23 protein-coding genes are annotated in these 25,233 nt (G+C 39.6%); 3 read left to right on the plus strand and 20 right to left on the minus strand.

Annotated features, from left to right (window positions below):
• Positions 1-308: 308 nt before the first annotated feature.
• Positions 309-1,283: an L-lactate dehydrogenase gene (locus OZ002_RS06590; RefSeq protein WP_002287399.1), complete on the plus strand. Its 975-nt coding sequence runs from the start codon at positions 309-311 to the stop codon at positions 1,281-1,283.
• Between the two features lie 169 nt (positions 1,284-1,452).
• Entirely contained in the window at positions 1,453-2,853 is a 1,401-nt protein-coding gene (locus OZ002_RS06595) for a L,D-transpeptidase family protein (RefSeq protein ID WP_002298179.1), read from the plus strand.
• Positions 2,854-2,930: 77 nt separating this feature from the next.
• On the opposite strand, the gene OZ002_RS06600 is transcribed toward OZ002_RS06595, so the two are convergent.
• Both OZ002_RS06600 and OZ002_RS06605 read right to left on the minus strand, forming a co-directional pair.
• Entirely contained in the window at positions 2,931-3,653 is a 723-nt protein-coding gene (locus OZ002_RS06600; RefSeq protein ID WP_325082968.1) for a YebC/PmpR family DNA-binding transcriptional regulator, read from the minus strand.
• Between the two features lie 78 nt (positions 3,654-3,731).
• Positions 3,732-4,238, minus strand: coding sequence for a VanZ family protein (locus tag OZ002_RS06605; protein WP_002287389.1), 507 nt, complete (start codon positions 4,236-4,238; stop codon positions 3,732-3,734).
• A gap of 122 nt (positions 4,239-4,360) precedes the next feature.
• On the opposite strand from OZ002_RS06605, the gene OZ002_RS06610 reads away from it, so the two are divergent.
• Positions 4,361-6,160 carry a M3 family oligoendopeptidase gene (locus OZ002_RS06610; RefSeq protein ID WP_156249305.1) on the plus strand — a complete coding sequence of 600 codons (1,800 nt, stop codon included), beginning with the start codon at positions 4,361-4,363 and terminating at the stop codon, positions 6,158-6,160.
• A gap of 67 nt (positions 6,161-6,227) precedes the next feature.
• On the opposite strand, the gene OZ002_RS06615 is transcribed toward OZ002_RS06610, so the two are convergent.
• From OZ002_RS06615 to OZ002_RS06700, 18 genes are all read right to left on the minus strand, one after another.
• The gene (locus tag OZ002_RS06615; protein WP_002338733.1) at positions 6,228-7,805 is read right to left on the minus strand and encodes a C40 family peptidase; all 1,578 of its coding nucleotides are present in this window, start codon (positions 7,803-7,805) and stop codon (positions 6,228-6,230) included.
• 254 nt (positions 7,806-8,059) lie between these two features.
• The gene (mreD, locus tag OZ002_RS06620; protein WP_002287385.1) at positions 8,060-8,569 is read right to left on the minus strand and encodes a rod shape-determining protein MreD; all 510 of its coding nucleotides are present in this window, start codon (positions 8,567-8,569) and stop codon (positions 8,060-8,062) included.
• 3 nt (positions 8,570-8,572) lie between these two features.
• On the minus strand, positions 8,573-9,427 hold the full coding sequence (gene mreC, locus OZ002_RS06625) for a rod shape-determining protein MreC (RefSeq protein WP_002296044.1): 855 nt from the start codon (positions 9,425-9,427) through the stop codon (positions 8,573-8,575).
• Between the two features lie 154 nt (positions 9,428-9,581).
• Positions 9,582-10,220: a thiamine diphosphokinase gene (locus OZ002_RS06630; RefSeq protein ID WP_002287382.1), complete on the minus strand. Its 639-nt coding sequence runs from the start codon at positions 10,218-10,220 to the stop codon at positions 9,582-9,584.
• Entirely contained in the window at positions 10,221-10,871 is a 651-nt protein-coding gene (gene rpe, locus OZ002_RS06635; RefSeq protein ID WP_002287380.1) for a ribulose-phosphate 3-epimerase, read from the minus strand.
• A 12-nt stretch (positions 10,872-10,883) separates the two neighbouring features.
• Positions 10,884-11,783 carry a ribosome small subunit-dependent GTPase A gene (rsgA, locus tag OZ002_RS06640; RefSeq protein WP_002287379.1) on the minus strand — a complete coding sequence of 300 codons (900 nt, stop codon included), beginning with the start codon at positions 11,781-11,783 and terminating at the stop codon, positions 10,884-10,886.
• A 164-nt stretch (positions 11,784-11,947) separates the two neighbouring features.
• A complete protein-coding gene (gene pknB / locus OZ002_RS06645; protein WP_002287377.1) occupies positions 11,948-14,017 on the minus strand; it encodes a Stk1 family PASTA domain-containing Ser/Thr kinase in 2,070 nt (689 codons plus the stop codon).
• A complete protein-coding gene (locus OZ002_RS06650; RefSeq protein ID WP_002287376.1) occupies positions 14,014-14,754 on the minus strand; it encodes a Stp1/IreP family PP2C-type Ser/Thr phosphatase in 741 nt (246 codons plus the stop codon). Before OZ002_RS06650 ends, pknB begins: the two co-directional genes overlap by 4 nt.
• Positions 14,755-14,766: 12 nt before the next feature.
• A complete protein-coding gene (gene rsmB, locus OZ002_RS06655; protein WP_002298188.1) occupies positions 14,767-16,125 on the minus strand; it encodes a 16S rRNA (cytosine(967)-C(5))-methyltransferase RsmB in 1,359 nt (452 codons plus the stop codon).
• Positions 16,125-17,063 carry a methionyl-tRNA formyltransferase gene (gene fmt, locus OZ002_RS06660; RefSeq protein WP_002301208.1) on the minus strand — a complete coding sequence of 313 codons (939 nt, stop codon included), beginning with the start codon at positions 17,061-17,063 and terminating at the stop codon, positions 16,125-16,127. Before fmt ends, rsmB begins: the two co-directional genes overlap by 1 nt.
• Positions 17,056-17,547, minus strand: coding sequence for a peptide deformylase (gene def, locus OZ002_RS06665; RefSeq protein WP_002287369.1), 492 nt, complete (start codon positions 17,545-17,547; stop codon positions 17,056-17,058). Before def ends, fmt begins: the two co-directional genes overlap by 8 nt.
• A 14-nt stretch (positions 17,548-17,561) precedes the next feature.
• On the minus strand, positions 17,562-19,970 hold the full coding sequence (gene priA / locus OZ002_RS06670) for a primosomal protein N' (RefSeq protein ID WP_002287367.1): 2,409 nt from the start codon (positions 19,968-19,970) through the stop codon (positions 17,562-17,564).
• A gap of 252 nt (positions 19,971-20,222) precedes the next feature.
• The gene (rpoZ, locus tag OZ002_RS06675) at positions 20,223-20,528 is read right to left on the minus strand and encodes a DNA-directed RNA polymerase subunit omega (protein WP_002287365.1); all 306 of its coding nucleotides are present in this window, start codon (positions 20,526-20,528) and stop codon (positions 20,223-20,225) included.
• A gap of 4 nt (positions 20,529-20,532) precedes the next feature.
• Positions 20,533-21,147 (minus strand): guanylate kinase, encoded by a 615-nt coding sequence (gene gmk / locus OZ002_RS06680; protein ID WP_002287358.1) that lies wholly within the window; start codon positions 21,145-21,147, stop codon positions 20,533-20,535.
• Positions 21,148-21,877: 730 nt separating this feature from the next.
• Positions 21,878-22,162, minus strand: coding sequence for a hypothetical protein (locus OZ002_RS06685; protein WP_002287356.1), 285 nt, complete (start codon positions 22,160-22,162; stop codon positions 21,878-21,880).
• A 17-nt stretch (positions 22,163-22,179) separates the two neighbouring features.
• The gene (locus OZ002_RS06690; protein ID WP_156249306.1) at positions 22,180-23,070 is read right to left on the minus strand and encodes a YicC/YloC family endoribonuclease; all 891 of its coding nucleotides are present in this window, start codon (positions 23,068-23,070) and stop codon (positions 22,180-22,182) included.
• A 19-nt stretch (positions 23,071-23,089) separates the two neighbouring features.
• On the minus strand, positions 23,090-23,308 hold the full coding sequence (locus OZ002_RS06695) for a YdbC family protein (RefSeq protein WP_002287352.1): 219 nt from the start codon (positions 23,306-23,308) through the stop codon (positions 23,090-23,092).
• The gene (locus OZ002_RS06700) at positions 23,278-24,978 is read right to left on the minus strand and encodes a patatin-like phospholipase family protein (RefSeq protein ID WP_049142423.1); all 1,701 of its coding nucleotides are present in this window, start codon (positions 24,976-24,978) and stop codon (positions 23,278-23,280) included. Before OZ002_RS06700 ends, OZ002_RS06695 begins: the two co-directional genes overlap by 31 nt.
• Between the last annotated feature and the right edge of the window lie 255 nt (positions 24,979-25,233).

Raw genomic sequence — 25,233 nt, forward strand, 5'->3', positions numbered from 1 at the left:
CTGCTAATTAGCGGTCCAGTCCATCGAGCTTTTTTCTTTTTTATACTTGTCAATGCATAGTATAACACAAAACAAGGCGTTTCGGCTAAAAGAGAATCGTTAATAAATGATAAAGAAATTAAAAATTTCTTCAAAGTTTAATGAAATAATTGATATATAAAAATAGTGAAATAACGCACATGTAAGCTTTTACATATAATACAACCTTGTTATCTGTTATATTTTATAGCCAAATAGCGTGACATGGGGCTTGAGAAATGTTAGCATAAGCATGGGAAAAAACAAATCAATGGAAGGATTGATACTAAATGACTGCAGCTGCAGAAAAAAAAGATCATCAAAAAGTTATTCTTGTTGGAGACGGCGCCGTAGGTTCTAGCTATGCCTTTGCTCTAGTTACTCAAAATATCGCTCAAGAAGTAGGTATCGTGGATATCAATACTGCTAAAACTGAAGGAGACGCAATTGACTTGTCTCACGCTTTGGCATTTACTTCACCTAAAAAAATCTATTCTGCTACTTACGCAGACGCACATGATGCTGACTTAGTTGTTATTACAGCTGGCGCACCACAAAAACCAGGTGAAACTCGTTTAGACTTAGTAAACAAAAACCTAAAAATCAACCGCGATGTTGTCACACAAATCGTTGAATCAGGATTTAACGGTATCTTTTTAGTTGCCGCTAACCCAGTAGATATTTTGACTTACTCAACTTGGAAATTCTCAGGTTTCCCTAAAGAACGCGTAATCGGTTCAGGTACCTCTCTTGACTCAGCTCGTTTCCGTCAAGCACTTGCGGAATTAGTTGACGTTGATGCACGTAACGTCCATGCTTACATCTTAGGTGAACACGGAGATTCAGAATTCCCAGTTTGGTCACATGCAAATGTTGCCGGCTTGCAAATCTATGAATGGGTAAAAAACAACCCAGAAATCGATGAAGAAGCTATGGTTAACCTATTCTTTGGCGTACGTGACGCTGCTTACACAATTATCGAGAAAAAAGGCGCTACTTTCTATGGTATCGCAGTAGCATTAGCACGTATCACTCGTGCCATCTTAGATGATGAAAATGCTGTTCTTCCTTTATCAGTATTCATGAATGGCGAATATGGATTGAACGACATCTACATTGGTGCACCTGCTGTTATCAACCGTCAAGGTATCCAAAAAGTAATCGAAATTCCTTTAAGTGACAGCGAGCAAGACCGTATGGCTGCTTCTGCTAAGCAATTAAAAGAAATTCTAGATGAAGCTTTTGCTAAACTAGACGCTGAATAATCTTTGAACATGACGGAAAACATCTATTCGGTGTTTTCCGTTTTTTTATTTTATCACCCTTATGGTTTCTAAATTTTTTCATAAAGTAGAGATAACCTTCGTCTTTTCCTCTAAATTATGCTATCATGAGACCGTTCCACCCTAAACTTTTACTTAAGGAGTTGTCGATATGACAAGATCTTCGCATCGAAAAAAATCGAAACATGTTGCTTTGCTTTCAGCTCTTGGTGTTCTCTTAGTGCTGATCAGCTTTTATACCTATCGCAGTACATACTACACAAAGCATTTTTTGCCGAATACAGAAATAAATGGAATAAATGTCAGCAATCTAACAGTCGAAAAAGCAAATGAAAAATTAAAAGAAGCTTATTCTGATAAAAAACTGGCTATTAAAGAAGATGGAAAAGTCTGGCAGGAAGTACCAAAATCCGAGCTCGGCTACAAAGATGATTTCACTTCGGAGCTTTCTCCGATCCTAAATGAACAAAACGGATGGACTTGGGGAATGACTTATGTCTCAGCGGCAGAAAAACAAGAAATAGATCCTGTCAGTCAAAACCACCAAAAACTAGACACTACCGTTCAGACATTGACAACTAAGCTGACTGATTTGAACAAAGACCGGACACCTACTACTGATGCAACGATCGAAAAAGCAGGTGACTCTTTCGTTATCAAGCCTGAAGTCAATGGAAATACGATCGACGTCGATGCTGCGGTCAAACAATTAAAAAGTGCGGTAAACTCTGGTAAAGATACAATTGAATTGACTGAATTCAAAGAAAAACCAAAAGTAACATCTGAAGACAGCTCACTGAAAGAACAACTCGCATCCATGAATGCTATCGCAAATGTAAAAGCTACTTACAGTATAAACGGTGAGACTTTCCAGATCCCATCAAGTGATATTATGAGTTGGCTGACCTACAATGATGGAAAAGTCGATTTAGATACAGAACAAGTACGTCAATATGTAACAGATTTAGGCACAAAGTATAACACAAGTACGAATGACACAAAATTTAAAAGTACAAAAAGAGGAGAAGTTACGGTCCCAGTTGGCACTTACAGTTGGACGATCCAAACAGACAGCGAGACAGAAGCATTGAAAAAAGCGATTCTGGCAGGCCAAGATTTTACTCGTTCACCCATTGTGCAAGGTGGCACAACCGCTGATCATCCATTGATCGAAGATACGTATATCGAAGTTGATCTGGAGAACCAGCATATGTGGTATTACAAAGACGGAAAAGTGGCCCTTGAAACAGATATCGTTTCCGGAAAGCCAACTACACCTACACCTGCTGGAGTCTTCTATGTTTGGAATAAAGAAGAAGATGCAACTTTAAAAGGAACAAATGACGATGGAACACCTTACGAGAGTCCGGTAAACTACTGGATGCCGATTGACTGGACAGGTGTTGGTATCCACGATTCAGACTGGCAACCTGAATACGGTGGAGACTTATGGAAAACCCGCGGTTCACACGGCTGCATCAACACCCCACCAAGTGTAATGAAGGAATTATTCGGGATGGTCGAAAAAGGAACGCCTGTATTGGTCTTCTAACAAAAATAATATATAAAAAGAAAGCACCCGTACGATTGGTACAGGTGTTTTCTTTTTATTATCTAACCATGTGCTACTTACATTTCAGCAGCAGTAAAGACTTCTGAAACATCATCATCGTCTTCTAGCTTATCTACTAGACGTTCCAATTGCTCTTTTTGTTCCTCATTTAAATCAATCGTCGTTTGTGGAATCATCGTCAATTCTGTTTGCGCCAAAGTGAACTCTTTTTCCAACTCATCTCGTACAGCAGCAAAATCTTCTGGTGCAGTATAAATCTCGAATACTTCAGGAGAAGTTTGCAGATCTTCTGCCCCCGCCTCTAATACATCCTCAAACATCGTCTCTTCATCAACAGTCAACCCATCGCGTTCAATAGCGATATATCCTTTGCGGTCAAACAAGTAACTGACTGAACCCGTTTCTCCCAGTGATCCACCGTTTCGAGTAAAAGCTACTCGGACATTTGTCGCTGTCCGATTACGGTTATCTGTCAATGCATGGACTAAGATTCCTACTCCACCCGGACCATATCCTTCATACGTGATTTCATCGTAATTCGTTTCATCTACGGCACTCGTAGCCTTTTTAATCGCCCGTTCCACATTGTCGTTAGGCATATTTGCAGCTTTTGCTTTGTCCACAACAAGCCGCAAAGCTGGATTCATAGATGGATCAGGACCGCCTGCTTTAGCTGCCATATAAATTTCACGAGAAAGTTTCTGAAAGACTTTCCCTCGTTTTGCATCTTGGGCATTTTTTCTTCCTTGGATATTATGCCATTTACTATGTCCTGACATGATTTTTCCTCCCTTGTTCTTTTGAGAATACACTTCTATTCTAGTACTATTTCACAAAAAAACAAAGCCACAGCCAATCTATAAACGCTTCTTGAATGCCGCAAAAAGCACACATAATATCACAGCAGTCAGAGCACCGATCGAATCCAACATGACATCTTGGAACATAGGTGTTCGTCCACCGGTCATCATCTGATGGAATTCGTCCAAACCTGCGTACCCTGTTGCTGAAAGCCAAGCAAGGATCGCTGTCAGCCACCAAATTTTTAGTTTGGGGAAAACACCTAAAAACAAGCTGCCTCCCAAAATAAAATAGGTACCGAAATGTGCGCCCTTCCTTAAAAAGAACTCTAAAAATTTGGCGTAGCCCAGATGGTCGATACTCACCATACTTCCACCATAATTAAAACGTATACCCGCTAATGTGTCTTTAAATGGCTGATTAGGCAGCCAGCTTTCTAATCGCGAAACTTGTGATTGCTGTCCGTAAGTTTGAGAAGAACTGTAAAATAAGATTATAACGACTATCAGTGCGATTACTAAATAAATATTTCCGTTTTTCATTTGTTTTTTTGAAGAATTCATAAGTCACCTCTGTATTTTATCTTAGACTTTTTTTGAAGAAACAACAATCATTTTCATAGAGACTTCTTCCATAAAAAAGTGCTATACTTAATTTTGTATTACAATATGAAGGGAGTTTTTTCATGATTTATTCATTAAATTGGAATCTAGATTCTATTTTTTCCGGAGGCAGTCATTCTGATGCTTTGAACCAACGGATGAAGCAATTGGAAGACCAAATGAACGAGTATTATCACCGCGTAACAAAATGGTCACCTAGTTCTGACAATGCAGAGCAGTTAAACGCTATTCTTCAATTGCAAGAAACGATTACGAATGGCTTTACCCAATGCAGCAGCTATATTACTGCATTGCTTTCTGCCAATGTCAATGATTCAGATGCAAAGGTCTTATCGGGCAAGCTTTACGCAATGCTGCCTCGTCTGCAATCAGCCGAAACTGTATTGTCAAAGAAATTTGCAGAAATATCTGACAATGATTGGAATCAGATGCTTTCTCAATCTTCGCTTGAAACAATTGCTTTTCGTTTAAACGAGATTCGTCGTGATGGCTCACAATTATTATCAGAAGCTGAAGAAAACATTATAAATACGCTTTCTTTAGATGGTCTAAATGCTTGGAGCAGTCATTATGATACGATTGTAGCCAGCATTTCGATTCCCTTCGAACAAGATGGACAAGTAGTCGAATTATCTGCTGGACAAGCCTTCAATAAGATGATGGGCGATCCAGATCCAAAAATCAGAGAAACACTTTTCGCAGCATGGGAAGAAGCCTGGAAAGAAAAGGCACCCCTCTTCACGGATACTTTGAATCATTTAGATGGTTTTAGACTTTCTGACTATGAACTTCATGGTGTCACAGATTTTCTACAAAAACCATTAGAGTACAATCGGTTGAAGAAAGAAACATTGTCTGTCATGTGGGATACAATCCAGAAAAACAAACAACCCCTTGTTGATTACTTGACTAGAAAAGCTAATCTTTTCGGTAAAGAAAAAATGGAATGGCAAGATCAAGATGCACCTATTATTTTAGGCGATTTGAAAGAAAAAACCTTTAGTTTTGACGAAGCAGCAGCATTTATTATCGAAAACTTTAACAAATTCAGTCCAAAAATGGCTAAATTTGCCCAATCTGCTTTTGAAAAGAGCTGGATCGAAGCAGAAGATCGTCCTGGGAAACGTCCTGGTGGTTATTGTACTGAGTTACCAGAAACAAAAGAATCAAGGATCTTTATGACCTACAGTAATTCTGTTAATGAGGTTGCGACACTTGCTCATGAACTAGGACATGCTTTCCATAGCAGCACGATGTGGGATTTACCTTCTTTAAATCGCGAATATGCCATGAATGTCGCAGAAACAGCAAGTACATTCGCAGAACTGATCGTAGCCGATGCTACATTAAAAGTCGCAAAAACAAAAGAAGAAAAAATCAATTTGCTAGATACAAAACTGCAAAATGCTTTAGCTATGTTCATGAATATCCATTCCCGATTCATTTTTGAAAATCGATTCTATGAAGCACGGCAAGAAGGATTAGTCTCAGAAGATAAGATCACAGAGATGATGGTTGAGGCGCAAAAAGAAGGCTATCAAGGAGCTTTAGCTACTTACCATCCATATTTCTGGGCTGCAAAATTGCATTTCTTTATTGATGACGTACCGTTTTATAACTTCCCATACACATTTGGCTACCTCTTTAGTTTGGGCATCTATGCTTACGCCAACCAAAAGGGAGCAAATTTTGAAGAAGAATATATCCATTTACTACGCGATACTGCCTCAATGACGACGGAAGATCTTGCGAAGAAACATTTGAATGTCGATCTTACCCAACCAGATTTTTGGCAAGCAGGTATCGACATGGTGACTGAAGATATCCAAACGTTCATGGAATTGACAGAAGAATTTATCTGATTTCTATTTTATCACAATAAAAAAAGAGTTAGTCCAGAATGGGCTAACTCTTTTTGATTAATCATTCTTACATGCTGACAGCAAAGTCAGGGGCAAACCATTGAACTGAACCAACTTTTACGCTTTCGCCTGGTTGAGGAGCATGGATATATTGTCCTCCGCCTAAAGCAATCGCTACGTGGTAAGTTCCGCCTTGTGATCCCCAGAATAACAAGTCTCCAGCTTTTGCTTGAGAAACTGAAATTTTTGTTCCAGCTGATTCTTGAGGAACTGTCCAACCACCGATGTCACGACCAGTTACTTGCATGTAAACATAGCGTGTGAACCCTGAGCAGTCAAAGCCACTTGGATCTTTACCGCCCCAAACATATGGAGTACCAATATATTTGTAAGCTTCTGCTACGATTGCTGCACCATTCACACTTCCAGAAGGAGCTGGAGCAGGTGTTACAGGTTTTGGTTGTTCAGGTGTTGGTGTTGGCGTTGGAGCCGGAGTACTACTTCCTGTGCCGTTTCCTGTATCAACACTTTGATCTGTTGATGGTGTTGTTGGCGCAGGTGTTGTTGATTCTTCTGTTGAAGATTCAGGTACAGTTGTTGATTCTTCTGTTGTTGAAGATTCAGGCACTGTTGTTGATTCTTCTGTTGCTGAAGATTCAGGCGCTGTTGTTGATTCTTCTGTTGCTGAAGATTCAGGCGCTGTTGATTCTTCTGTTGAAGATTCAGGTGTTGTTGATTCTTCTGTTGCTGAAGATTGTGTAGCTGATGATGATTCTTCAGTCATTGAAGATTGTGTAGCTGATGATTCTTCTGTTGCTGAGCTTTGTGCAGTAGATGAAGCTTGAGTAGCTTGTGCTTGTGCTTCAGCTTCTGCTTGTTCGCGTGCTTCTTTTTCAGCTTTTTCTTGTGCAGCTTGTTGACGAGCTTGTTCTGCTAGACGTTGTTGTTCACGAATACGAGCTTGCTCTGCTTCAGCTTCAGCTTTTTGACGGTTCAAGTCAGCTTTCTTGTCTTCAGCAGTTGCTTGTTCAGCAGCTAATGAAGTTTTCAGTACGTTCAAATCAGCTTGTTTAGATAAAAGATCGCCTTTTTGAGATTCCAAAGCAGCTTGGTTTTCAGCTAATTCTTTTAGTTTAGCATCGTTTTCAGCTTTTTTGTCTTCTACAGCTTTTTTATCTTGTTTTTGTTGTTCCATCAAGTCGTTGTTTGCTTTTACCATCGTTGTCATTGCTTGAACGCGTCCAATAGCATCTGCTAATGAATCAGCATTCAATACAGCATCGATGTAGTTTGAGCTTGTGTTGCTTACTTGTGCTTCGCGTGCTTGTTTTTGGATTGTATCTTCACGTTTTTCAATACGTTCTTGTAAATCTGCAATGTCTTTTACTAATTGTGCAGATTCTTGACGCAATGTATCTTGTTTTGCTAATAGGTCTTGTGCTTGTGTGTTGATTTCAGAAACTTGGCTTTCTAAGGCATCGATTTGTGATTGTGCATCTGCTTGTTGATTTTTCAAGTCTGCAATCTTTTGATCTTGCTGTTGTATCTGAGAATCAAAATCGTCCGCCGCGGCAGCGATCGGTGATGCTACGGCAGTCAAGGTCATTGAACATACCATTACTGCTGATATTAAACTCTTTTTCACTCTTCATTCCTCCGACTGGCTTAATTTAATAAATATCTAAATATATTTAAGTCTTTCTTAACGATATAAAAATTGTACCATAGCAGTATGTCAACGATATAATAGTTATGTTACAAAAATGTTTCAAAACAACTTTTAAAAATGACAAAACTGTTCGTTTCAGAAAATGATCATGAAAAAGCCGCGTTAAGTCTAGCATTTCTTAAGATAACAACGATTCTTTTTCGCTTTCGACCTAAAAATAAAAAAAGAAATTATTCATCACTGAATAATTTCTTAAATGGAAAAATGAATAATACAAATATAATCATGTTCAACAGCAGTGTAGGTCCTAAAAACCTTGTAATAAAATACGTGTTATTTACTACTGCTAATTTAAAAATCAACTGGACCACCATCGTAAACAATTCATAACCCGTGACAAAGATGATCATACTGAAAAATTCAGTAAAGATGTTGACATGGATAACGTCTTTCATTACATACATCAACCATACAATTAAAGGGAGAGCTACTGCATAGATACCGATAACGCCAATATAGTAAGCGTCATAGATAGCCCCGAGAACAATCGTGGTAATCAGTAAATAACGTTTTTCAAACGCCATACTGCAACATAATAATGCCAATATCAGAAAGTGGGCATTTGACATATAGGTGCCTTTCGACCACTCCCCTAGCATTCTTGTTAAATGACCATCTATCAACATCAAAAAGAACAAAACGATTGGCAGATAGTACTTCATTGTTTCTTTCTTCAACATGGACTAATCCTCCGCTAGCCGTTGGACAATCGTCACAACTGACACGTCATACATTTCTGCATAAGGTTTCACATAAACTTCCCGATCCAGCCCATAACTATCTGGTTTCGTTTTAATAACCGTACCGATCGGCAAGTTAGCTGGAGAATTCCCTCCAAGACCGGATGTCTGGACAACATCCCCTTCTTTGATATCCGTATCACCAGTTAATTGGGTCACCACTAAGGCATGGAGCTTTTCATCATAGTTTTTAAGCAAACCAAACGCTTCGCCATTAGCCGAAGATACCCGTACTGGAAAATGATTGGAGCTTTCATTAGAGGATGACAGTAATTCGATTTTAGACGAAGCCGTATTGACCTCGATCACTCGGCCAATCAATCCTTTTTGCGACATGACTGCCATATTTGCTTCGATACCGTCTTTAGAACCCTTGTCTACGATCAGCATGTCCTGCCAACTGTCAGGCGAACGAGTAATGACATTTGCCGTTACTTTTTCGTAACTAGTCAGCGTCTGATTCAACTCAAGTTCTTTTTTCAACGCTTCGATTTCTCTCTCGTAATTCTTGTTTTGCTGTGAAACGTCATCATAGCTATCGATTTTTTCTTTTAGCCGCTCATTTTCGGCATAAGTTGAAAAAAGATTATGGACAGAATCTACTCCATTTCGTACCCACCGTACTGGGGCAGAGATTGTTTTATCAACCATTGCAACACTGTCATTAACGATGGATTGGAAGAAATTGGGCTTTCCTTCATTCGCTCGCTGCGCAGCGGTCACACTTAGTATCGTCACCACGATGATAACAATAACCAAGGTAATAATAATATTTTTATTAGGATTGAACTTCTTCACAAAGACACCTCGAATTAATTAGACTCTTGTGTTCAATTTTATCACTAAATGCCGTGAAACAAAAGGTAAGTTGCTCCTCTTAAGCTTTTTTTTAGCAAATAATAGATTCTGTCATTTTTAGCCTGAAAGACAAATTTTTTTATTTGTTTATGGATCAATCTTTGCTTTGAATAACTGCAATCATACCATCTGAAAAAGAAAATTCTGCGGTATCTGAAAGAAATTCGTTACTTGCATAAGATGTCGGATATTCTACTTCTTTATTTTCCAATACATACTTGCTGCCTTTTAATGTAAGATTCGAGACGGGAGTCAAGCAGCAATAAGCTAAATACTTCATATCTGGTATCTGTCTTACTATATGCTCTCCAGGCAAATAATAAGACAAATAATTTTGACAATCTCTGATAATAAGCTGATGGGCAAAGGGTTTGAAGCGAGGTTCCATACCTAACCAGAGATTGGCTAAAAGATGATCCAATCTTCCGCCCGTAGCTCCAATCAAAGTGACTTCCGCTTGCGGGTAACGTTCAAATGTTTTTAAGATACCTAACTGTGTATCTGTATCGTCTTTTTCTGCAGGGGAACGGGTATACTCTTTGGCTTTTGCAAATACTTCCTTCTGCTCTTCGTTCGACAATGAATCAAAATCACCCACTGCCAGATCTACTGGGTAGCCTGCTTGAAGCAGGTACAGCGCACCACGGTCTATCCCGACATAGGCATCGTATTTGGACAGCAGAGACTGCGGCCAGTTTTGCGGATTACCTCCAGCAGCTAATAAAATTTTCATTTAGTCTAATGCCTCTTTTAATCGTTCGATTTGTCCGACTGGATTTTCGGCTCCATAGATATATGATCCTGCAACGAAGACATCCGCCCCTGCATCTTTACAGATTTTTGCTGTTTCTGGAACGATTCCGCCATCTACTTCGATTGCATAAGTCCAATTGTTCTCTCTACGTAGATCAGCGAGTTCCGTAATTTTTTCTACTGTTTCTTCAATAAAGCTTTGTCCGCCGAACCCAGGATTGACAGTCATGACTAGTACTTGATCAGCCAAAGGCAAAACATGTTTGATCATGGAGACTGGTGTTCCTGGATTGATAACTACTCCAGCTTTAACTCCTAAGCTTTTTGTCATTTGAAGTGCCCGATGAATATGAGGAGTTGCTTCGACGTGGACAGTAATGATATCTGCTCCAGCTTTTGCAAATGCTGGAATGTAGTTTTCTGGATCAACGATCATCAGATGGACGTCTAACGGTAATTTAGTAACAGGACGGATTGCCTGAACAATATTTGGCCCTAATGTGATATTTGGGACAAATTGGCCATCCATTACATCTACGTGGATGTAATCTGCGCCTCCTTTTTCCACTAACTCAATGTCTCTTTGTAAATTGGCAAAATCTGCACTCAAAATGGATGGTGCTATCTTCATTCTTGTTTCCTCCTATTTTCGTTTACCTTCTTTTTTTGCATACATTGGTTTTCTTTTTTCGATTTCTTGTAAGAATTGCAAATAATTGTCGTAACGTGTCTGTGCGATACCACCTGTTTCTACTCTATGTTTTACTTCGCAGCCAGGTTCTTTAGCATGCATGCACTCTCTAAATTTGCAATGGACAGAAGCTTCTACAAATTCCGGAAATTGTCTCGGCAGTTCTCCTGCTTCAATTGTCAAAAAGTCAATCGAGCTAAATCCTGGTGTATCTGCTACTAACCCACCATAGATAGGAATCAGTTCCACATGACGTGTTGTATGCCGTCCTCTTCCAAGTGCATCAGAAATCTCTCCTGTTGCTAAATTCAGTTCCGGTGATATTTGATTCAGTAGCGTCGATTTTCCTGCTCCAGACTGACCCATAAAGACCGATAGCCGTTCTGGGAAGTAACGGATCAGTTCTGTCGTATCACCCGTATGATTGGGTACAATCACCGGATAGCCTATTTTAGTATAGGTTTGCTTGATCTCTTCGATTTTTTCTGGGTCGTCTGACAAGTCGGTCTTTGTCAAAAAAATAATCGGTTCGATCGACTCGTATTCCAAGGTAACTAGAAAGCGGTCAAGTAGATTATAAGAAAATGCAGGCTCTACGATACTTGTGACAATGATTCCAAGATCAACATTTGTGACTGGTGGGCGAACTAATTGATTTTTTCTCGGCAAGATTTCCAGAAGATAGCCGTCTGTTTGATTTTCACTCTCAAAGATCACCTGATCTCCGACAAGCGGCGTGATTTTCCGATTCCGGAAATTTCCTCTTCCTCTTGTTTGATAGGTCTCTCCGTTTGCGTATACATAGTAAAAACCGCTGATTGCTTTTCTGATTTGTCCTTTGATAAGTGCCACCTCCGTTTTTGTTTATTTTACCATACGAAGAGGAAAGTAGGTGTTATTCCATGCAAACTTCTCAAAGTATAAGGCTTGAAAATTGATCAAAAGAGATAGAAACACAAAAAAGAGAATGCAACAAATCAATGTCGCATTCCCTTCTGATATATTTTATTCAGCACTTATTTTGAACTTTCTGAGGTGCTAGCTGATGAACTTGTGGAGCTGGAAGATTCTTCTTTTGAAGAGTTGCTTGTGCTACTGGAGCTACTTGAGCTGCTAGAACTGTCTGAAGAGTCTTTTTCAGAACTAGAAGACGCTGGATCTGGTCCTTTAGAGTAAATTACGTTCACAACCATTCCTTTGGTAATTGTCGTTCCTGCCCCTGGTACTGTACGAATCACTTTATCTTTATCCACCGTGTTTGAATATTCGGAAGTCTCATGCCCGATATATTCTGCACCGACACTAGCTAAATAACTTTGTGCTTCGCTTTTTGTATAGCCGGAGATATCATTCAATTTAGGCTCTGTTCCTTGGCTTACGACAAAATTGATGTAAGTTTCTTCTGCTACAACTTCACCCGAGGCTGGATCCTGACTGATGATCGAACCTGATGGTACAGTGTCGCTATAGTCATAAGTAGCACTAATATTATTGATATTGAATCCTTGTGTAACAAGCCAATTACGAACAGTTTCGTAGTTTTCTCCTACATGACTACTCAAAGTCACTGTTTCTGGTCCTTTGCTGACTGTGAAAGTAATCGTGTCTGTTTTAGGATCGACTTCTGTATCTTCTGATGGAGATTGCGAAATGATCATTCCGCTTTCTACCTCTGAACTGAATTCCTCTTCTTTTTGAATCAAGTCAGCAGAAAACCCTAATTCTTTCAAACTTGCTTCGGCATCTTCATAACTTTTACCACTGTAATCATCTAATTTGATTTTTTTCGTGCCGCTACTAATATACAGAGTGACTTCGCGTTTTTGCTTGACTGTCGTTCCCGCTGCCGGGTCTGTCTTCACTACATTACCTTCTTCGATTTTGTCATCTGCAATTTCTTCTGTTTTTGTTGCTACTTCTAATTTCGCTTTTGCGAGTGTTTCTCTAGCAGAAGCTTCAGAAAGATCAGAAACATCAGGAACAACAACTTCTCCTCGCCCTCCAGAAGCAAAGAATACAGCTGTTCCGATTCCTAAAACAGCAAGAATAGCTAATAGGATCAGCCACCATTTTTTCTGTCCTTTCTTTTTAGGATCAGGCAGAACTTCTTCCTCCTCTGGTAAGGTTTCGTTTTCTGGCTTGTCTTTTGGCAGAGGCATAGATTTGAATGAATCAGGCATTGGTGCATCTTCCGTAAGGGGTGTGATAACTTTTGTTTCATTATCCATCACATGAGGCTGCCATTTTTCTTCGTTTGCACGAGCTGGTGATAATACTGTAGAAAGATCATCAGACATTTCCTCGGCTGACTTATAACGGTCTGCAGGTTCTTTAGCCGTTGCCCGTAAAATCACGTTTTCCAGTGCTTGTGGCACATTTGGATCAAGTGCTTTTATAGATGGAAGATCATCTTGAAAATGTTTTAAAGCAATTGTTACAGCAGATTCACCATCAAACGGTACGCTACCCGTCAACATCTCGTAAAGGATGATCCCTAAAGCATAAATATCTGACTGCTTCGTTGCCATACTTCCTCTGGCCTGCTCAGGGGACAGATAATGAACAGATCCTAGCATCGTATTCGTCTGCGTGATCGATGTTTCAGATAAAGCGATAGCAATCCCGAAATCCGTGATTTTTACAACACCTTCATTATCGATCAGTACATTTTGGGGTTTCAAATCTCGGTGGATGATTTGATGGTTATGAGCTAAAGAAATAGCAGAAAGGATCTGCTGCATAATATTTACTGCTGTTTCATAAGGAACAGGATAATGTGTTTGGATATATCGTTTCAAGTCCATTCCTTTGACGTATTCCATCACCAGATACTGCATGTTGTCTTCTTCACCAACATCGTAAACACTAACAATGTTTGGATGAACGAGTTCTGTTGCTGCTAAAGCTTCTCTCTGAAATCGTCGAATCGCGGTCTGGTCATTTTGAAAGTCAAATCGTAAGACTTTAACTGCTACATCACGATCCAAGATTAAATCGTGCGCCAAAAATACATTTGCCATACCACCGCTACCGATATTTCCAGTGATTTGATAACGGCCATTTAATTTTTTGCCCAACTCGATCATACACTGTCCTCCTTATATTCGATAAGAAGAACGGTGATATTATCCGCTCCGCCTGCTTCATTGGCACGATCAATCAGCTCAGTTACTTTATGAGACAATGGGCCTTCTTGATTGATGATCGTTCCTATTTCTTCTTCAGACAGCATGTTCGTCAAGCCATCTGAACATAACAGCAGTCGATCTTTTAGTTGCCAAAGATGAGTAGAAACATCTACTTCGACTGTTCCAGGCATGCCGACAGAACGTGTTAAAATATTTTTCCTTGGATGGTTCACTGCCATTTCTTCGCTGATTTCTCCTGATTTGACTAGTTCATTGACTAAAGAATGATCCTCCGTCAATTGCATGATTTTATCTTCACGAATCAAATAAGCTCTGCTATCCCCAACATTGGCAATCGTGAACCAGTCATCTGACAGAGCGGCCGCTACGATTGTTGTTCCCATACCGTTATATTCCGGCTGTTCTTGTCCACGCTGATAAATCAGCATATTTTCTTCTTGAATCGATTGAATGAACCATTGGGCGATTTTTTCATCGTCAACAGCTTCTTGTTTTTCCCAAGCTTCGCCTAGATTCGTTACCGCCATCTGACTGGCAATGTCTCCGGCACGATGACCACCCATCCCGTCTGCTAATACAGCAAGCTTGAGACCTGAACGGCTGGTAAATACACTGGCATAGTCTTGATTTGTGTTACGTCGTCTTCCTACATCTGATTGATATTCAATCTGCATTTTTTCACCTCATTACTTTTTGCGCAAACAACAAATGAAAAATCCATCTGTGTAAAACTGATGCGGATACAAAGTCAACATTTTCTCTTCGATTGATGATTGTAGCATAGGATTGGTCAAAACATCAATCCTCTCAAAATCAGGGTGTCTTTCCAAGAAAGCAGAAACAACGTCTTGGTTTTCTTCTTTTAAGATCGTACAAGTACTATAAGTCAGAATACCGGAAGACTTTAAAGCTGGTGCGCAGCTTTCTAAAATTTCCAATTGGATTTTTGGCAAATTCGCTAATTCATCCGGCTGTTTTTTATAACGAATATCTGGTTTTCGCCGAAGCAGCCCAAGACCTGAACAAGGCGCGTCTACTAAAATCCGATCAAACTGCTCTGCTTCGAACTGTTTACTGACTTCTCTAGCATCCATCTTTTGAGCGTAGACAGCAGAAGAGACACCTAGACGTGCTGCATTATCTTCAATGAGTTTGACTTTGTGTTCGTGTACATCTAAAGCGACCACTTCTCCACCGCATGACGGATCTAAAAAAGAAGCAATATGCGTCGTCTTACCTCCGGGTGCTGCACAGGCATCTAAGACATGATGTTCAGGCTCGATTTGCATAGACGGCGCTACAAGCATCGAACTTTCATCTTGGATCGTCATGACGCCATCGTGGAACAATGAGCTAGAAGCTAAATGCCCTTTTTTCGCTACTATACCGTATGGACTGACTTGGCTTTTTTCAGCTGTGATCTCTTCTTCTTGCAAAACAGTGATGGCCTGATCTCTGGAAAGTCGGCGTGTATCTACTCGGGCACTAGCATGGCTAGGCTGATATAGCGATAAACCGAGCTTTTCAGTTTCTTCGTATCCGATTTGATCCACCAGTCGTTTCGTCATCCATAGAGGCAGGCTGATTTTGACAGAAAGTCTTTCGATAGGATCAGCAATGCCTTGCAGATCTGGTGCTCCTTGACGCTGATAATTCCTCAAGACACCATTTACAAATTTCCCTGTCCCAGGATTTCCTTTTACTTTTGCGATTTCGACCGCCTCGTTTAAAATAGCATGTGCAGGGACTTTATCTAAAAATTCTAATTGGTATACAGAAAGATAAAGAAGCGTCTTGACCCAGTCATCCACTTTTTTTGCTTTAGCGATCAATGGTGCAACGTAAAATTCCAATAGTCGCTGATGGCTAATCGTACCGTAGATCAATTCTGTAAATAAACCCACATCTTTTTGATTTAGCTCGCTTTGTTTGATCATCTCATTCAACAAAAGATTCGAGTAGGCGCCACCCTTGTTCACTCGCTCTAATGTCAGTAATGCCATATATCGTACTGATTTTTTCATTTTTTTAGGGATTTTTTTCATTATTTCACCTGCTGACCAATCTGAACTTGCTGACCGCTTCCGTTAAGGAAATCATGTACGGCCTGTTTTCCTTTACCAGCTGGCTGTAATTCATTGATGGCTAAGACGGTCTGTTTACCGCAAGCAATCCATAGATTTTTTTTGTCTTTCCGGATGATCGTACCAGGTGCTTTGTCTGTAGTTTCTGCCAATACTTCAACCGATAATAATTTCCAGCGTATGCCCTCATAGGTCGTGAATGCAATTGGCCAAGGACGCATTCCGCGTACTTGGTTGTCAATTTCTTCTGCAGTTTTATGCCAATCGATTGCTTCTTGTTCCCGTGTGATGTTTGGCGAAAAAGTTGCTTCTGACTCGTCTTGAGGTACTGGTTTTTGTCCATCCAAAATATTGGGCAATGTTTCTAGCAATAGCTTTCTTCCTAAAAGGCTAAGCTTTTCAAACATCGTCCCTACATCATCTTGTTTAGTGATTGGTATGCTTTCTTGCGCATAGATTCCGCCTGCATCCATTTTTTTGATCATTTCCATGATCGTTACACCAGTTTCTTTCTCCCCATTCATGATGGCATAATGAACAGGCGCACCTCCCCGATATTTAGGAAGTAAAGAAGCATGGACATTGATTGCCCCTAATTTTGGTACTTGCAATAACTTTTCAGGCAAGAATTGGCCAAATGCCGCAGTGACGATCACATCAGGCGCCAATTCAATGATTTCTTCCATTTCTGGCGAACCGGAGATTTTCTCTGGCTGCAGCACACGAATACCGTGCTTCAGAGCAGCTTCTTTTACCGGTGTCGGCGTAATTACTCGTTTCCGCCCAACTGGACGGTCGGGCTGTGTTACCACTGCCTGGATCTCGTAACCTGATTCTATCAGCCCTTCAAGAATCGGCACAGAAAAAGCAGGTGTGCCCATAAATACTAGCTTAGTCATCAAGATGTTCCTCCATATATTCTTCAAGTTCTTCTTCCGGGATCTGCTGTATCATTTTCTCAATGAACAAGATACCGTCTAAGTGATCGATTTCATGCTGGAAGGCACGGGCTAAATAGCCAAATGCCGTCACTTCTATCTCTTCTCCGTCTCGATCATAATAACGCACGGTCACTTCATCTGCTCGCTTGACCGTTCCATAGACATGCGGAATACTGAGACAACCTTCTACGTCAAGGCTTTCACCTTTTGCTTCGATGATTTCTGGGTTAATCAGTTCAAATTTCTCGCCTTCATCTACTTCGATCACAGCAATTCTCTTGTTTTGTCCTACTTGAGGAGCAGCGATCCCTATTCCGTCATTCGCAATCATTGTCTCATATAAATTGTCTAATAAAGCGATTGTCTCGTCCGTGATTACATCGATTGGCTGAGCAGTTCTTTTTAATTTATCATTAGGGTGGATCAATATAGGATAGCGCATAATTTGGCCCTTTCTTAAATAAAGTTTAATGGTTCGTTGTCAATTGCCACAAAAAGACCTTGTCGCTGTTCTTTCTGGCTTCCATTCAAAATTTCATCCAAAACATGAGGAAGATTCGGTTCATGTTTATATTTGATGATTAGTTGATAATAATATCGGTTTTTCACTCTCAAAATCATGCTGGGCGTTGGCCCTAATAGCAAGCTTTGAGGGCTTAACACTTCTTTTAGCTGATTGGCAATCTGAAAGATTTTCTTTGCCGCTACTTGTTCTTCAGGATGGCTGGCGGTTATTTTCACAGTAAAGTAATAAGGAGGATAGCCTCCACGATGCCGTACATGCATTTCCTGCTGATAAAACTGCTCATAATTTTGTTTTTTAGCCAATTCTATGGCGTAATGTTGAGGATTGAATGTTTGGATCACGACTTCGCCTGCTTTTTCCGCTCGCCCTGCTCGTCCTGAAACTTGGGTAAGCAATTGGAATGTATGCTCACTAGAACGAAAATCCGGTAAATTCAGGGAGGTATCAGCATTCAACACCCCAACTAATGTCACTTCTGGAAAGTCCAAACCTTTAGCAATCATTTGTGTCCCTAATAATATATCTGCTTCTTTTGCACCGAATTTTTGTAAAATCTGTTCGTGTGCCCCTTTTCTTCGAGTGGTATCTACATCCATACGCAAAATCCTAGCTTGCGGATAAAGTTCTCGGAGTTCCTCTTCTACTTTTTGAGTACCTGTTCCATAGTAGCGGATTTTATTGCCGCCACAATTAGGACAGCGATTGGGAATAGGTTCTTCATGTCCGCAATAATGGCAGCGCATTGAACGTGTATCCATATGCAGTGTAAGAGAGATATCGCAATTAGGACATGGAAGAACAAATCCACAGTCCCTACACATCACAAAAGACGAATATCCTCGACGATTGAGCAGTAGGACAGTTTGTTCTTTTTTGTCTAATCGATTTTGTATTTTTTCCTGCAAATTAGCAGAAAAAGTAGAGGTCCGATGATTCTGAAACTCTTCACGCATATCTACGATCTCAATAGCTGGAAGCTGTGCAGCTGCTTTGGCTCGGTGGTTCAACTGCAATAACTGATAAACGCCTTTTTGAGCTCGTGCTCTTGATTCTAAAGAGGGCGTCGCGCTTCCTAGAACTATGGGGCAATGATGATATTTACTGCGCCAAATTGCTAGATCTCTCGCATGATAACGCGGTGTCTCATCTTGTTTGTAACTTGATTCATGTTCTTCATCGATAATGATCAGCCCGATATTTTTCAGCGGGGCAAAAATAGCAGATCGTGCGCCTACTACTACTTGCGCTTCTTCCCGCTCAATCTTGCGCCATTCATCATATTTTTCACCTTGGGAAAGTCCGCTATGTAAGACCGCAACTGATTCTCCGAAGCGTCCTTTGAATCGCTCGACCATTTGCGGAGTCAATGCGATTTCAGGCACTAACATAATAGCCGTTTTATTTTCTGACAAAACATCAGCGATTGCCTGAAGATATACTTCTGTTTTCCCGCTGCCAGTGATTCCCTCCAGCAAAAAGACCTGATCTTTTTGCTGCTGACCTGCTGTGATGATTTGTTCGACAGCATTTTTTTGTTCTGCATTCAGTTCCAATGCCGTCGTTTGGTCAAATACTCGGTCTTTATAAGGGTCGCGATAACGTTCTGATTCTATAAACTCCAGCCAGCCCTTTTCTTTTCCTTGATTCAAGACAGCAGTACTGATTCCTTTATTTTTGAAATAAGCAATTGGTTCTTCTTGGCTCAGTTCAGATAAACACAAAAGAAGTTCTTTTTGTTTCTTGGCATTTTGCCGTAATTTTGCCCATTCTTCTTCGATTTGCTTTTCAGTTAACAAAGAACGGACCAAACGAATCGTTTTTACTTTATTTCGTGTATGGACTTCATATTTGATATCTACTAATTGCTCTTGGCGCCAGCGAATCAATTGAGAAAGGCTGCCTTCTTCTTCTGCTTCCTTCCAGGAAATCACTTCCCGCTGATCAAACAATACCTGAACTTCTGGTGTATCTGCCAAAGGATAGATCAATTTATCATATTCTGCTTTCATCACACTCGGAAGCATCGTTTGTAGACAAGTGATTTTGAATGCGTAAGTAATTTTTTTCATATAATCAGCTAATGAAAGCAATTCTTCATTGACCACCGGAGCAAGGTCTAGCAAACGAATAACTGCCTTCAAAGATGGATTAGCTGATTCTTCTGATTTTTGGATAGCCATAACAAATCCTTGGACATGACGATTGCCATTACCAAAAGGGACTTCTACTCGCATCCCGACTTGCAAAGCTGTTTCCATTTCAGAGGGAACCAAATAAGTGAATGGCTGATCGGTCTGCATAGTAGGTACGTCCACAATGACTTCAGCTGTTAATGTCATGGTTCGTTTCCTCCTTTTTTTGTCTTTTCTTATCAAGCGACAAAAAGTTCCTTGCCTATTTTACTAGAGATCGATGGATTTGTCTTATTTTCTGCCAAATCCTAACAAAAAATTAACAGCAGATAAGAAAAAAAAGAACTGTGTCAAAAAGTTCAGACACAGCCTTTTCTACCAGACAATAAGTGGCGAATGTTTGAAAAGGAAACAGCTGGGTTTGCTTTTCTTTTTAGATGTTCGCTCTATTTTTCTTTATTACATTTTTTGCTCTTCACGGATACGTGATTCCAATTCGTGTTGTTCACGCTCTTTTTGTGCTTGACGTTCCTCTTCTTCCATCTTCAAACGTTCACGTTTTAATTCAGGATGTGGATCATTGACTACATTTCCTGCATCGATTTCTTCTAAAGCTTGACCGACGCTTTTTACTGAATCAAAAGAATCTAGAGTAGGCTGTGCACTTGCATCCAATTCATGCGCGCGTTTACTTGCTAAAATCACTAGAGAATATTTTGAATTTACACGATCTAATAGTGAGTCAATTGAAGGTTTTAACATCATAAGACTACATCTCCTTTAACATTTTAATATATTTACCGATTACGCGATCTACTCGAAAATGTTCGCTGGCAATAATGTTTTTGATTCGTTCAACTGCTAGCGGCACTTCATCATTTACAACAGCATAGTCGTAAAGAGCCATCATTTCGATTTCTTCTTTTGCAACTTTCATTCGTTCTTCGATTACTTCATCTGCATCTGTTCCTCGGCCTACGATCCGTGATTTTAATTCCGCTAAATCTGGCGGAGTCAAAAAGATGAATACACCATCGGGCACTTTTTCTTTGACTTGTTTTGCTCCTTGGACTTCAATCTCCAAGAAAACATCTTTTCCTTCATCCAATGTCTTGTTGACATATGACAAAGGAGTTCCATAATAATTCCCGACATATTCTGCGTATTCCAGCATCTCTCCAGCTTCGATCATTGATTCAAACTCTTCTTTGCTTCGGAAGAAATAATCAACGCCTTCGACCTCCCCTTCACGCATTTTACGGGTAGTCATTGAGATCGAATACTGAAAATCATTATCCTCACTCTCAAAAATTGCTTTTCGTACTGTGCCTTTTCCTACACCGGATGGACCAGACAACACGATTAATAATCCACGCTCTGACATGACGACGTCCTTTCAACTAGTCTTTTTGTACTTATCGTTTATTTTGCACTTTTTTTCTGCAACTTTCAAGGTTATCTTTAATTATAGCTAGAAATTGGTAAAAAAGCTACCCTGTACCAAGAGGTCGTAAAAAAGCTGTTCTGCATCAAGTAATAAGAACAGCCAAACATAAACACTTTCTCATGTTTTTCGTTTGGTTGGGGTTATTATCGCAGATGCAAGCTTTTGAACGCCGTGTATGAGAGGTCGTAAAAAAGCTGTCCTGCATCAAGTAATAAGAACAGCCAAACATAAACAGCTTCTCATGTTTTTCGTTTGGTTGGGCTTATTACCGCAGATGCAAGCTTTTGAACGCCGTGTATGAGAGGTCGTAAAAAAGCTGTCCTGCATCAAGTAATAAGAACAGCCAAACATAAACAGCTTCTCATGTTTTTCGTTTGGTTGGGGTTATTACCGCAGATGCAAGCTTTTGAACGCCGTGTATAAGAGGTCGTGAAGAAGCCGATTAGTTTCGAGTATGAAGAAAAATTTTGTGAAAATAGTTTCTCACATTTTGGCATAAATTTGGCTTAATACCGAGAAAATGGTTTTTGAACATCACTTATTCAAAATAAAAAAAGATTGTGACACGAATTTTGTCACAACCTTTAAATGTATTCCTAGAGCAAAGAAGCTAAGCGAAGAAATCCAATTCTGATTATTTATTGTATTTCTTTGTTCAGCATCCTTGCTAAAAGCCCATATTGGACAAAGTATTCACTACACCCATGATCTCATCTTTTCGAGAACGTGCTTTTTCTGTCGGATCTTCTACCTCTTCTGTGTCGATTCGAACAATAAATTTCCGATTCATCGTCACGTAAGCACCGTCGTTGATCAAAATAAACAGTTCGTTCTCATTATAGTCTGCACAGGCATCTTTCCATACGTCAAAGCCGTTTTTTTCAGAAGGGATATCCCGTTTTACAACAGTTTTTCCACTTAATTCGTGGAACGTTACGTCATAGTATTTCATTATCTCTACCTCTTTCGTCATTCAATATTTTGTACTTGTTCTCTGATTTTTTCTAAGATCGTCTTAGACTGGACGACTTGATTTTTAATTTCGATTGCATTTGATTTGGAACCGATCGTGTTGATTTCCCGATTCATTTCTTGGATCAGGAAATCTAATTCCCGACCTACAGGACATTGTGCTTCGATAAGTTCATCTAGTTTTTGTACATGGATCGCCAGACGATCCAGTTCCTCGTGAATATCTCCGCGTTCCAACAAGATGGCTAGCTCCGTCAACAACCGTTGCTCATCGACTTTCGCTCCAAGAAATTCCTCCAGCTTTTTTTGATACCTTATTTGAAATTCCTTTTCATAGATTTCTACAAAACTATCGAGTTTTTTTAGTACTTCTTTGAATTCTTCAGTATTCTTTTTCAACACTAAAGCTAAAGCTTGACCTTCTTTTTCTCGACTCACCTCAATAGAGTCAAGTGCGCTTTTCAATGTATCTAGAGCTAACTGTGCCAATTCTTCCATGCTCTCTTCCGGTTTTTCTTCTACCGTTACGAAGTTTTCGTCCAGCGCGAAGCGTTCCGCCATCCGACTAATTGACACTTGATTTTGACTACCGTATCGTTGTTGAATTCCGTCTGTCAATTGAGTGATAAGTGAATCAATCAATTCCCAGTTGATGACGATCTGTTTTTCGTTTTCGCCAATATAAGCTAGATTCACAAATACTTCGATTCGACCGCGGCTTAACTGCTGTTTAATAAGCTGACGAAAATCGTTTTCAATAAAGTTCAGGATTTTAGGACTTCGTATTTGAACATCTAGAAAACGCTGGTTGACACTTTTTATTTCAATATCTAACTGATACGCTTTTGTTTCGCGGATGGCTTTGCCAAAACCAGTCATACTTTTCATTCGACAGGGTCCTTCCTCATTACATATTTTCTATTGCTTTTTGCAGTTGTTCAAACTCTTCGTTCGTCAATGTCAGGCCTTTCCCCATTTTTTCATGGTCTGGCGCCCAATCTCGAAGATCGAATTTTGGCGGGCGACCATTCCAGCTGACTAGGTTCAGTTCTTTACGCCACCCCTTGTTGTTTTCTGACAATATAGCGATTTCTTCTACGATTTCATATGAAAATTCTTGTGCCATGGTTGTTCCTCCTTGAGATAATATAAATATAGGATCAGTAATGTGTCAACTGGTTGCTTAAGCAATTCATGCTGCAAACGATCCTTGCGTTTTCCTTGTAGCAGAAAATCAAAATAAACAGTTTTCGTGCGCTCATTTTGTATTTTTTGCTGGTATTTTCGGTACCTTCGCCATTCTTCAGTACTTAATTGACCAATTTGTGCCAATAAATCATCCGGCATACTTTTTATATCTTGTTGGCAGATCATTTGAATCATCATGTCTACTTGATAGATTTCATTGGGCAGTAAAAAATGTTTTTTTGCTAAAAGTTCTAGCATCGCCAATCCGCATGTCTCTGGTACGACCCTGTTCTTATATAAATTACGCAGTTTTTGCCAAAATTTTATGCTTTTGAAAAAAGATAATTCTAACTGAATTTCTTTTGTTAAGTAAGACAAAAATCCTCGCCAGTATGTTCTTGCAGGTTTAACAGAATGAAATGTATACCAGTTCCCATAGTAACAGCCTAATCGTTTTTTCATTTCCAGATAGCCTAATTGTAAATTTAATTGGTTCCTTTGGCTATCAAAAAGCAGAAAGCTGCCTAGTGTCCATAATGTTTGACATTTCCAATGGATAAAAATGTCTGGCATACGAATTTTTTTCGCTGGGCCTGGCCCTTGCACATCTACGACAAATGCCTCTGTTGCTCCTTTGTTAATCGCAATATCAATAGGTATTTTGTTGCGATACCCACCGTCTGCATATTTATTTTTTCCGATCTTTCGATAAGCCATAGCGGGATAAAATGAAGCAGAGGCGAGTATCCAATCTGGTATTTCTTCTGTTTTTGTCTGTTGGATATCAGTCACTACTTCCGCTAGTTCTGGCAGTTTAGTAGACACCGTATATAAACGTATTTTGGGATTATGTTTGAGTAAGGACAAATCCAAATTGTCTTTGACCATCTTTTCCAATGGAGCAGAAGAAACCCCGCCTTCAATTAGTGCTGTTTTCGTCATTTGGCGTCTTTCTCGATAGAAGCGTTCACGAAGGTCTTCAACCGCAGCCATTTCTGGTAACGCAAGCACTTGTCTTGTCGACAGCTTTTTCCATAAATTCACAGCTTTTTTCATATCTCCTTGTAAAATCAATGCGCCGTTCAACGCACCTACCGAGGTACCTGTGATAATCTCAAAGTTGATATCATGTTCCTTCAGCGCCTGCCACACACCAATCTGATAAGCACCGTGCGCTCCTCCTCCACCTAAAACAAGTGCTGTATGATAGACCAGCTTTTTATTTAATTGTGTGGTTCCTTGATAGCCGTTTTTATGAAAAATACGCAACCATTCTTCTGATAGAGGAGATTGAAATAAAAAACAACAGTTTTCTTTAATAAAAAAACGAGCGCAAGCTTCCATATACCGAAAAAATTTTTTCCATTCAAAAGTTTCACCTTCAATCAACAGATTATTAAAAATAACATCTCCTCTACTTTTAGCAATAGTAAAATAGACGGTATATTTTTTCGATACTGCTTTAAAAGCACATTGCTTTTTTGCAGAACGCCAAAAAGCGTCTCTACTTTCTTGATGACTTTGAAAAAATGGAAGGGGTTGTTTTGCTTGCTGGATAGGCGAATACAGCGACATTTTCTGTGAAAAGTAAACTTTTTTTATCTCCATCGCTCTCTCCTTTTTCTTCAAGTATACCAGTACGTCATAAAAAGGTCATGAGTCTCGTATTCGACTTTGTAGATTCCATAAGAAAACAATTCATAAAACCTCCTTTAAATAAAAAAATACAAAAATCACAAAAATTAATTGAAAATGAGAGTGTTTTCAATGAAAACGTGATTTTGTAATGGAATTTTAAAATAAAAGAAACAAGCTTTTTTAATGCAAATGTTGTAAAATAAAAGAGATTAAGAGGAAATAAGA

Origin of the sequence: Enterococcus sp. E4-150 (genome assembly GCF_035726465.1) — a bacterium.
Classification (GTDB): domain Bacteria; phylum Bacillota; class Bacilli; order Lactobacillales; family Enterococcaceae; genus Enterococcus_B; species Enterococcus_B faecium.